This window comes from Streptomyces sp. YS-3 (assembly GCF_045257485.1).
GTDB lineage: Bacteria > Actinomycetota > Actinomycetes > Streptomycetales > Streptomycetaceae > Streptomyces.
Map to the genome: position 1 here is coordinate 1 of NZ_JBJHPC010000252.1, position 10045 is coordinate 10045.

General features: G+C 71.1%; 8 protein-coding genes and 5 tRNA genes. 3 read left to right on the forward strand and 10 right to left on the reverse strand.

What is annotated here, in order from left to right; genetic code table 11:
- Nucleotides 1-456, reverse strand: a 456-nt coding sequence (locus ACJA3G_RS20570) for a DUF4188 domain-containing protein (protein ID WP_406554486.1), incomplete at its 3' end; no start/stop codon positions are given.
- 101 nt (nt 457-557) lie between these two features.
- On the opposite strand from ACJA3G_RS20570, the gene ACJA3G_RS20575 reads away from it, so the two are divergent.
- A complete protein-coding gene (locus ACJA3G_RS20575; RefSeq protein WP_406554487.1) occupies nt 558-1205 on the forward strand; it encodes a MerR family transcriptional regulator in 648 nt (215 codons plus the stop codon).
- A 78-nt stretch (nt 1206-1283) separates the two neighbouring features.
- On the opposite strand, the gene ACJA3G_RS20580 is transcribed toward ACJA3G_RS20575, so the two are convergent.
- From ACJA3G_RS20580 to ACJA3G_RS20620, 9 genes are all read right to left on the reverse strand, one after another.
- Nucleotides 1284-1356 (reverse strand) — tRNA-Glu (locus ACJA3G_RS20580).
- Nucleotides 1357-1407: 51 nt separating this feature from the next.
- Nucleotides 1408-1479 (reverse strand) — tRNA-Gln (locus tag ACJA3G_RS20585).
- A gap of 16 nt (nt 1480-1495) precedes the next feature.
- Nucleotides 1496-1568: transfer RNA gene (locus ACJA3G_RS20590), tRNA-Glu, on the reverse strand.
- A 62-nt stretch (nt 1569-1630) separates the two neighbouring features.
- Nucleotides 1631-1703: transfer RNA gene (locus ACJA3G_RS20595), tRNA-Glu, on the reverse strand.
- 41 nt (nt 1704-1744) lie between these two features.
- Nucleotides 1745-1816, reverse strand: a tRNA-Gln gene (locus tag ACJA3G_RS20600).
- Between the two features lie 89 nt (nt 1817-1905).
- Complete coding sequence (locus tag ACJA3G_RS20605; protein ID WP_406554488.1) at nt 1906-2625, reverse strand: HAD family hydrolase; 720 nt, start codon at nt 2623-2625, stop codon at nt 1906-1908.
- A gap of 68 nt (nt 2626-2693) precedes the next feature.
- Nucleotides 2694-4172, reverse strand: coding sequence for a glutamate--tRNA ligase (gltX, locus tag ACJA3G_RS20610; protein WP_406554489.1), 1479 nt, complete (start codon nt 4170-4172; stop codon nt 2694-2696).
- A complete protein-coding gene (locus ACJA3G_RS20615) occupies nt 4165-4956 on the reverse strand; it encodes a fumarylacetoacetate hydrolase family protein (protein WP_406554490.1) in 792 nt (263 codons plus the stop codon). The genes gltX and ACJA3G_RS20615 overlap by 8 nt, the downstream gene beginning before the upstream one ends.
- A 146-nt stretch (nt 4957-5102) precedes the next feature.
- Nucleotides 5103-5288 carry a hypothetical protein gene (locus ACJA3G_RS20620; protein WP_406554491.1) on the reverse strand — a complete coding sequence of 62 codons (186 nt, stop codon included), beginning with the start codon at nt 5286-5288 and terminating at the stop codon, nt 5103-5105.
- A gap of 583 nt (nt 5289-5871) precedes the next feature.
- Between ACJA3G_RS20620 and ACJA3G_RS20625 the strand changes: the two genes are divergently transcribed.
- Nucleotides 5872-9564 carry a nitrate- and nitrite sensing domain-containing protein gene (locus ACJA3G_RS20625; RefSeq protein ID WP_406554492.1) on the forward strand — a complete coding sequence of 1231 codons (3693 nt, stop codon included), beginning with the start codon at nt 5872-5874 and terminating at the stop codon, nt 9562-9564.
- A 9-nt stretch (nt 9565-9573) separates the two neighbouring features.
- Nucleotides 9574-9987, forward strand: a complete 414-nt coding sequence (locus ACJA3G_RS20630; RefSeq protein ID WP_067164664.1) for a roadblock/LC7 domain-containing protein — start codon at nt 9574-9576, stop codon at nt 9985-9987.
- Nucleotides 9988-10045: the final 58 nt, after the last annotated feature.

Sequence of the window (10045 nt, forward strand, 5' to 3'; positions counted from 1 at the left end):
GTCCCCCCGGCGTCCCGCCGGCACCACGCCCGTGGCCCTGCCGAGACCGAACTCCGGCATGCTGTTGTAGACCGTCTCGTACGAGCCCGCCGGGACGACGTACGTCTCGTGCCAGATCCCCACGGCCCCCTTCGCCCCGCGCGCCCGGCGGTTGAAGGCGGCCCAGGCCGGGCGGTGCTCCTTGCCCTGCGCGTAGGCGTAGGCCATGAGCTTCTCCTCGGACTCCCAGTACTGCACGACCGCCAGGGTGCGCGGCCCGGCCAGGACGGACTGGTGGCCCAGCAGCCCGCTGCCCTCCTCCCCGGCGAGCTCCTTCAGCATCCGGGGCATCGCGGACATCACCGGCAGCCAACTGCGCAGGGCGCGGAAGCGGTTGACGCGCATCCCGATGAGGAAGACCACCACGTCCCCCTCGGCTGCGGCGGCCATACGTCCTTCGATCGGCTTCGCGCTCATGACAGTCCCCCATGACGTGACGGTTGCTCGGGCCGTGCAGTGGATAGCGTCACTATCCAATGGTTGGATAGTGGCACTCCCCAAGGAAAGGCGCAAGGGATATGAGGCTGGCCGAGCTGAGCGAGCGGAGCGGGGTCCCCGCAGCGACGATCAAGTACTACCTGCGCGAGGGCCTGCTGCCGCCGGGCGAGCGGGTCACCGCCACCCAGGCCGACTACGACGCCTCCCACCTCCAGCGGCTCAAGCTGGCGCGGGCGCTGATCCAGGTGGGGCGGGTGCCGGTGGCCGTCGCCAAGGAGGTCCTCGCGGCCCTGGAGGACGACACCCTGGACCACCACTCCCGGCTCGGCGTCGCCGTCGAGGCCCTGCCGCACGCCCCGGAGCCCGGCCCCGCCGACCCGCACGCGCGCGCCGCGCGCGCGTCGGTGGACGCGCTGATCGAGGATCTCGGCTGGCAGTACGGCGGCTCCGACCCGCACGGCCGCTCGGGCGCGTATCTGACGCTGCTCACCGCGGTGACCGCGCTCGCCCGTCTCGGATACCCCTGCGGGACCGAGGAGTTGGCGTCGTACGCGGCGGCGGCGACGCAAGTGGCGGTCACCGACCTGGACTTGGTGGAGCGCTGCGACACCCCCGCCGAACAGGTCGAGGCGGCCGTGGCGTTGACCGTGCTGTACGAGCCGGTGCTGCTGAGTCTGCGGCGCCTGGCCCAGGCGCAGGAGTCGGCGCGGCGCTTCGTCCGGCCATGACGCGCGCCCCGGGGCCGCCCGCCCCCGGGCATGCGGAAGGGGCCCGGCACACCATGTGTGCCGGGCCCCTTCCTCACGTACCCCCGACCGGATTCGAACCGGCGCTACCGCCTTGAGAGGGCGGCGTGCTAGGCCGCTACACAACGGGGGCGTGTTGATCCCTGCGGATCGGCGACCGCATATCTTTCGATCATGCGATCTGCTGGGCTACCAGGACTCGAACCTAGAATGACGGTACCAGAAACCGTAGTGTTGCCAATTACACCATAGCCCATGGTGGTTTAGACCAGTACCCCCGACCGGATTCGAACCGGCGCTACCGCCTTGAGAGGGCGGCGTGCTAGGCCGCTACACAACGGGGGCCCTAGCGATCCTGCATGAGAGTCAGCGGGTGCGACCCGGACTGTCCCCCTGGGAAGGATCTGTACCCCCGACCGGATTCGAACCGGCGCTACTGCCTTGAGAGGGCAGCGTGCTAGGCCGCTACACAACGGGGGCTTTGCGGATCTGGAATCCGCGGTGCAGATAAGCTCTGCGAGCTGGCCTACCAGGACTCGAACCTAGACTAACGGAACCAGAAACCGTCGTGCTGCCAATTACACCATAGGCCACCGGAACACCATCCCCACCGGGGATCCTGCTCGGCTTGCGCTGTCGGTCCCGGGCTTTTCTTCCCGCTCCCCTCGGCGCAGGAAGAACATTACCCGAAGGTGTCCGGCGCTCCAAAACGGGTATCCCGGCGCAGCAGGCCGGGGAGCTCCTCCAGGCCCGTGATCCGCACCAGTTCGGGCCTGCCCCCCAGCCCGTTGCGGTCCAGCCAGATCCCCAGCAGCCCGGCCTCGACGGCGCCGCGCGCGTCGATGTCGGGCTGGTCGCCCACGTACGCGACCTCCTCGGGGGCGAGTCCCAGCGCCTTGCAGGCCGCGTGGAAGGCCCCGGCCTCGGGCTTGGAGATCCCCAGCTCGGCCGCGCACACCACCGCCTCGAACCGGTCGCGTACCCCCAGGACCCGGAGCTTGCGCTCCTGGTGGTGGACGGAGGAGTTGGACAGGACCGCGTGCCGGTAGCCGTCGGCGAGCAGGTCCAGGGCGGGCACGGTGTCCGGGAAGAGCGACCAGGCGGCCTCGTAGTGGGCCAGATGGCGCTCGAACCAGCTCTCGGCGTCGGGGTCGCCCAGGTCGGCGCCGAGGAAGGCGCGCACCCGGTCGCGCCGCTGGCCCTGCCAGTCGGTCTCCCCTGCGGCGAACCGCGCCCAGTGGTACGCGGTGAGCTCCTCCCAGACCGCGAGCGCCTGCTCCATCGACGCGTAGGCGGCGGGCAGCCCCTCCACCTCCAGATGGGCGTGCATGCCCCCGCGGGCGGCCGAGGCGTAGTCGAAGATCGTGTCGTCGATGTCCCACAGGACGGCGCGGACGGTCATGCCACGACGGTACGCCGCAGGGGCGTCGCCCGACCGGCCGACGCCCCTGCGGGACATACGTCAAGCGACTATGCCGCCAGCTTCGCCAGCGCCGCGTCGATGCGGGCCAGCGTCTTCTCCTTGCCCAGGATCTCCAGGGACTCGAAGAGCGGCAGACCGACCGTGCGGCCGGTGACGGCGACGCGGACCGGGGCCTGCGCCTTGCCGAGCTTGAGGCCGTGCGCCTCGCCGGCGGCCAGGACGGCCTCCTTGAGGGACTCCGGGGAGGACCAGTCGGCCGACTCCAGCTTCTCGCGGGCCGTGCGCAGCAGTGCGTCCGAGCCCTCCTTCATCGCCTTGGTCCAGGACGCCTCGTCCTGGACCGGCTCCTTCAGGAAGAGGAAGTCGACGTTGGCCGTGATGTCCGACAGGACGGTCACCCGGGTCTGGGCGTGCGGCGCGATGGCCTCCCAGGCGGCGCGGTCGAAGTCCTCGGGCGCCCAGTTGGCGTGCGGGGCGGTCAGCCACGGCTCGCAGGCGGCCGTGAAGGCCTTCACGTCCAGCATGCGGATGTGGTCGGCGTTGATCGACTCGGCCTTCTTGAGGTCGAAGCGCGCCGGGTTGGCGTTGACGTCCGCGACGTCGAACCTCGCGACCATGTCGGAGAGCGAGAAGACGTCCTGGTCGGCCGAGAAGGACCAGCCGAGGAGGGAGAGGTAGTTGAGCAGGCCCTCCGGGAGGAAGCCGCGCTCGCGGTAGACGTTCAGGGACGCCTGCGGGTCGCGCTTGGAGAGCTTCTTGTTGCCCTCGCCCATCACGTACGGCAGATGGCCGAAGACCGGGGTCTCCTTGGCCACGCCCAGCTCGATGAGCGCCTTGTAGAGCGCGATCTGCCGCGGGGTGGAGGAGAGCAGGTCCTCGCCGCGCAGGACGTGGGTGATCTCCATCAGGGCGTCGTCGACCGGGTTGACCAGCGTGTAGAGCGGGGCGCCGTTGGCGCGGACGATGCCGTAGTCCGGCACGTTGTCCGGGGTGAAGGTCAGCTCGCCGCGGACCAGGTCCGTGAAGGTGATCGGCTCGTCGGGCATCCGGAAGCGGACGATGGCCGTGCGGCCCTCCGCCTCGTACGCCGCCTTCTGCCCGTCACTCAGCTCGCGGCAGTGGCCGTCGTAGCCCGACGGCCTCCCGGCCGCGCGGGCCGCCTCGCGGCGCTGGTCGAGCTCCTCGGTGGTGCAGTAGCAGTGGTACGCGTAGCCGCCCGCGAGCAGCTTCCCGGCCACGTCCTTGTAGATGTCCATCCGCTGGGACTGGCGGTACGGGGCGTGCGGGCCGCCCAGCTCCGGGCTCTCGTCCCAGTCCAGGCCGAGCCAGCGGAAGGAGTCCAGGAGCTGCTGGTACGACTCCTCGGAGTCGCGCGCAGCGTCGGTGTCCTCGATGCGGAAGACGATGGTGCCGCCCACGTGCCGGGCGTACGCCCAGTTGAACAGGGCGGTCCGGACCAGGCCCACGTGCGGGTTGCCGGTCGGGGAGGGACAGAAACGTACGCGGACGTTCGTCGCGTTAGCCACGCTTGATCACCTTGTTGGTGAGAGTGCCGATGCCTTCGATGGTGACGGCGACCTCGTCGCCGGGGTTGAGGGGGCCGACCCCGGCGGGGGTGCCGGTGAGGATGACGTCGCCGGGGAGCAGCGTCATGGCCTCGGTGATGTGGACGACCAGGTCCTCGATGGAGCGGATCATGTCGCTCGTGCGGCCCAGCTGGCGCTGTTCGCCGTTGACCGTCGCCTGGATCGTGAGATCGGTGGGGTCGAGGTCGGTCTCCACCCAGGGGCCGAGCGGACACGAGGTGTCGAAGCCCTTGGCGCGGGCCCACTGCTTCTCGCGCTGCTGCACGTCGCGCGCGGTGATGTCGTTGGCGCAGGTGTAGCCGAAGATGACGTCCTTGACGCGTTCGCGCGGGACCTCGCGGCACATCCGGCCGATCACCACGGCCAGCTCGGCCTCGTGGTGCAGCTCCTCGGAGAAGGAGGGGTACTCGATCGCGTCGCCGGAGCCGATCACCGAGGTGGTGGGCTTGAAGAAGGCGACGGGCGCCTCGGGACGCCCCTGATCGTCAAAGATGGCGTTGCCGAGCTCCTTGGCGTGCTCCGCGTAGTTGCGGCCGATGGCCACGACCTTGTTCGGCAGCACCGGCGGCAGCAGCCGGACCTTGCTCAGCGGGACCTTGGTCCCGGAGAGCTCGAAGTCGGCGTACGGAATGCCCTTGATGATGTCGAGCACGAGCCCCTGCGGGGTGTCCTCGACCGCGCCGAAGGCGACATTGCCGTCGATGGAGAATCTGGCGATGCGCACGGGATGCTGTCGCCCCTCACTTGGTCGCTGGCTGGAGACTGACGCTCCAGGCTAACGCGGGTGAGGGGGCGACCCGCGCTTCGAGGACGCCGTCCGGGCCGGTGGGAGCGCCGGTGACGTACGGGCCGGGGGCGCGCCCCCCTTCTTTACTGGGCGGCGGCCACGACCGGGGCGTCCATGAGGGTGGTGCGGCGCGGGTTGGCCGTCTGGGCCGGCAGGTCGACCGGGTGCTCGGGCAGGAGCGCCGTCTGCATCTCCTCGGCGTCCGTGAGGTGCGCGAGGGTGGTGCGGCGGGGGTTGGCTATGGTGCGGATCATCATCGTCGTCTTCATCTGCCGTTCGGACCCTGTCGGTTGCGGGCGCGCGGCGGCGCCGGTTGTCGGATTGCCCATCCCTGTAAAGCGTCAGGCTAAACATTCGAATTCCCGGCAAACGGCTGTAGAGCCGACGATCATCGTGTGAGTTTGCTCACGAGTTGGTAACCATTCCGGACATTACGGCCCGTCAACTATGGGCGACTAAACGGACATTGCACCACTGAACCCTCCATTCCGCTCTTGATCATGGCGACTGGGTAGCTCCTCCCACGTAAGCGACTCGTGGGCAAAAGTCCGATTCATCCGTGCCCAGTTTCTACGGCTCGTGACTCGTTCATCACAATGTGTCACTCAGGTCACAGCCCGGTACACGGGCCTTGTTGGAGATCCGGCACTGTGCTGGAATTCCACGCACCGCCGCGGGTCACTGACCGGCGCGCAGGGGCGCAACGCAGCGCCGAGTGGCGGCGGGGAGGGGGAGACCAACAAGCGCCGGTCACTCACGACCAACACATGGGGCGCACACTTGCCCCACGACGCCGACACCGTCCCTGCCGTTCAGAGCGGGGGGACGCCTGGTCCAGAGGTTGCGACGCTAGTGCAGGGACGTTTCAAGAGGGATGGCAGCGCTGCGGCGGAGCAGGAGCCGCACGGCGGGACTGGCCCCACATCAGTCAGTTCCTCGCCCCAGCACGCCCAGAACCCCCGGGCCACCCAGAATCCGTCGGCTCCTTCGCCGGGTGGCGACGACAAGGCCGGCCCCTCCGGCCCCACGGGCCGCTCCGCCGCGGGCGGTGAGAAGCCCTCGGCCGCGCCCAAGCCGAAGCCGGCGGTGGACACCGGGTCACGAATAGCCCTGCGCAACTGGCGCATCTCCACCCGACTGGTCGCGCTGCTGACCCTGCCCGTGGTCGCCGCGACCACCCTCGGCGGGCTCCGCATCAACGAGTCGATGAACGACATGAAGCAGCTGGACCACATGCAGCTGCTCACCGACATGACCAAGCAGGCCACCGAGCTGGCCGCCGCGCTCCAGGAGGAGCGCGACAAGTCGGCGGGCCCGCTGGCCACCGACACCGGCGCGGACATGGTCCAGACGGCCAAGAACACCACCGACCGGGTCAAGCAGTCGTTCATGACGGCCACCCAGGACGTCGACAACCCGGACAACGACGACGCCCTGGAGTCGATCCGCCGTAACGTCACGGCCATCGCGATCCAGCTCCAGGACCTCGACAACATCCGCAAGAGCGCCTACCGCGGCGACGTCTCGGACTCCCAGACCGTCGAGGGCTACAGCCGCCTCATCCGCGGTCTGCTCAGCCTCTCCCAGGACATGGCGCAGGCCACCTCCAACCCGGAGATGATCAAGCGCACCCGTGCCCTGGCGGCGTTCTCCTCCGCCAAGGAGTACGCCTCCATCCAGCGCGCGATCATCGCCGCCGCGCTCCCCGCGACCAAGGACAAGACCGGCACGCTCGCCGAGTCCGACCGCCTCTACGCCAAGTCCGCGGCGGACGGCGAGCGCCAGGAGCTGTCGTCGTTCTCGATCGTCTACGAGAGCAACCACGGCAACCCCGAAGAGCTGATGGCCCCGCTCGACAAGGGCAACTCGGAGATCACCGCGGCCAACGCGTACTCCCAGCGCGTCCTCAAGGGCGGCCTCGCCACGGAGACCAAGCGCTCGTACCTCGACTGGTACGACCAGGACTCCAACAAGATCAACCAGATGAAGACGATCGAGCAGACCCTGCTCGGCGAGATGGAGCAGAAGGCCCGCGAGCTGCGCGACCAGTCGCAGCGGGACGCGATCCTCAACGGTGCCCTGATCCTCATCGTCCTCGGCGTCTCGCTGGTCGGCGCGTTCGTCGTCGCCCGGTCCATGATCCGCTCGCTGCGCCGCCTCCAGGACACCGCGACCCGGGTCGCCCAGGACCGTCTGCCCGAGCTCGTCAAGCAGCTCTCCGAGTCCGACCCGCAGGATGTCGACACGTCCGTGGAGTCGGTCGGCGTGCACTCCCGGGACGAGATCGGCCAGGTGGCCGCGGCCTTCGACGACGTGCACCGCGAGGCGGTCCGCCTCGCCGCCGAGCAGGCCCTGCTGCGAGGCAACGTCAACGCGATGTTCACCAACCTCTCGCGCCGCTCGCAGGGCCTCATCCAGCGTCAGCTCTCGCTCATCTCCGAACTGGAGTCCCGCGAGGCCGACCCGGACCAGCTCTCCTCGCTCTTCAAGCTCGACCACCTCGCGACGCGCATGCGCCGGAACGGCGAGAACCTCCTCGTCCTCGCCGGTGAGGAGCCGGGCCGCCGCTGGACCCGCCCGGTCCCGCTGGTCGACGTGCTCCGCGCCGCCGCCTCCGAGGTGGAGCAGTACGAGCGCATCGAACTGGCCGCCGTGCCCGCGACCGATGTCGCCGGCCGCGTGGTCAACGACCTCGTGCACCTCCTCGCCGAGCTGCTGGAGAACGCCACCTCGTTCTCCTCGCCGCAGACCAAGGTCCGGGTCACCGGCCACGCGCTGCCCGACGGCCGCGTCCTGGTCGAGATCCACGACACCGGCATCGGCCTCTCCCCCGAGGACCTCGCCGCGATCAACGAGCGGCTCGCGTCGCCGCCCACCGTGGACGTCTCGGTCTCGCGCCGCATGGGTCTGTTCGTGGTCGGCCGCCTCTCGCTGCGTCACGGCATCCGCATCCAGCTGCGCCCCTCCGACTCCGGCGGCACGACGGCCCTCGTCATGCTGCCCGTCGATGTCGCCCAGGGCGGCAAGAAGGCGCCCGGCAAGCCCGGCGGCCCCCAGGGGCAGGCCCCCTCGGGACCCGGTGCCGGCCGTCCCGGCGWGACCCCGGGCCCCGGKGCCCGCGCGGGTCTCGCCGGTGCGCTCGGCAGCGGCCCGGCCGGCGGCCCCGGTGGCGGCGGACGGCTCGGCACGGGCGCCCCGCGCGGCGCGGTGGCCGGCGGTACGGGTCCCCGTGCCGCGCTCCCTCCGCGCGACGGCGCCGCCCAGCCGCCCCGCCAGGGCCAGAACCAGGGCGGCTTCGGCCAGGTCGGCGCCTTCGGCACCGGAATCCCGGCCCAGCAGCAGCCCCCGGCCCCGCGCCGCGGTGACCGCCCGCAGACCCCGCAGTCCGGCGCCCCGCGCGCCGAGCTGCCCGGCGGCGGCGCCCCGCAGCGCCCGCAGGCCGCGAGCTGGGGCAACGAGCAGCCGGCCCAGGACGGTCCGCGCGGTCACGAGGAGAGCGAGCAGCACACCGGCCAGTACCCCCGGCCGCAGCTGGACGACCGCCAGGGCCCCGGCTCCACGGCCGAGTTCGCCCGCCCCGACTTCGACGGGCCGCCGCCCGGCCGCCCGGACGCGCCCCAGTCGCCGCAGTCCACCGGCCAGTTCATGCGCCCGGACGTCTTCGGCGCGCCGCAGGGTGCCCAGGACCCCGCGTCCCTGCCGCCCCAGGCGACCGGCCAGTTCGAGCGCCCCGGCGCGTACGGCCAGAACCCGGGCCAGGGCCAGGGTCAGGGCGCCGGTCCCGGCAACGGCCACTACGCCCGCCCGCCGATGGACGACCGCCAGGGACCCGGAGCCACCTCCGAGTTCGCCCGGCCGGACTTCGACGCCCCACGCCCCCAGCAGTCGCAGCCTCAGCAGCCGCAGCCCCAGCAGTACCAGGCGCCGCAGCAGGGCCGTCGTCCCGGCGCCGGGACCCCGCCGCAGCAGTCGCAGCCGGAGGCCCTGCCGCCGGCTCCGAACGCCGGTGACGGCCGTACGCCGCTGTATGACACCCTGGAGACCAACTGGTTCCACGGCCAGGGCGGTCAGAACGGCCAGCAGCCGGGTCAGCCCGAGCCCCAGCAGGGCCAGGGCCACCCGGGCCAGGCCGGTCAGGGCGGGCCCCAGGGGCTGCGTCCGGCGCAGCCCCCGGCCGCGGCCCCGCAGAACCCCGAGCGCCGTCCGGCGCCCGTGCAGCGCGATGCCAACGGTGCGGCCGGCAACGGCTCCTGGCGGCCCTCGCCCAACGACGAACTCGTCCGCCAGGCCGAGCGGGCCCGCAAGCCCGCCGCCGGCGGTGTCACCACTTCCGGTCTGCCCAAGCGGGTCCCGCGTGCCAACCTGGTCGCGGGTACCGCACAACAGCAGCAGAACCAGGCAGGCCCCCAGGTCTCGCGTGCGCCCGACGATGTGCGCGGTCGCCTGACCAATCTCCGCCGGGGTATCCAGCAGGGGCGACAGGCCGGCAACGGCCCGTCGACCGGCAGTTTCTCGATGGACCCCACTCACCAGCAGGAGCGATAGTTGAGTCAGATGAGCCAGGCGGCGCAGAATCTGAACTGGTTGATCACCAACTTCGTGGACAACACCCCCGGGGTGTCCCACACGGTGGTGGTCTCCGCCGACGGCCTGCTGCTTGCCATGTCCGAAGGATTCCCGCGGGACCGGGCCGACCAGCTCGCGGCCGTGGCGTCCGGTCTCACCTCGCTGACCGCGGGTGCGTCCCGGATCTTCGAGGGCGGCACCGTCGCCCAGACCGTGGTGGAGATGGAGCGCGGCTTCCTCTTCCTCATGTCCGTCTCCGACGGCTCCTCGCTGGCCGTGCTCGCCCACCCCGAGTGCGACATCGGCCTGGTCGGTTACGAGATGGCCCTCCTGGTCGACCGCGCCGGCTCCGTCCTCACCCCGGACCTGCGTGCGGAGCTCCAGGGGAGCCTGCTCCACTGAGGCCCCCCACTCAGTCAGACCCCACCGTCCGGCCGCGCCCCGCCCCCCCACCGGCCAC

Coding starts and splice junctions, on each gene's coding strand:
- ACJA3G_RS20575 (WP_406554487.1), top strand. CDS start 558: ATGAGGCTGGCCGAGCTGAGCGAGCGGAGCGGGGTCCCCGCAGCGACG.
- ACJA3G_RS20605 (WP_406554488.1), bottom strand. CDS start 2,625: ATGACCGTCCGCGCCGTCCTGTGGGACATCGACGACACGATCTTCGAC.
- ACJA3G_RS20620 (WP_406554491.1), bottom strand. CDS start 5,288: ATGAAGACGACGATGATGATCCGCACCATAGCCAACCCCCGCCGCACC.
- ACJA3G_RS20630 (WP_067164664.1), top strand. CDS start 9,574: ATGAGCCAGGCGGCGCAGAATCTGAACTGGTTGATCACCAACTTCGTG.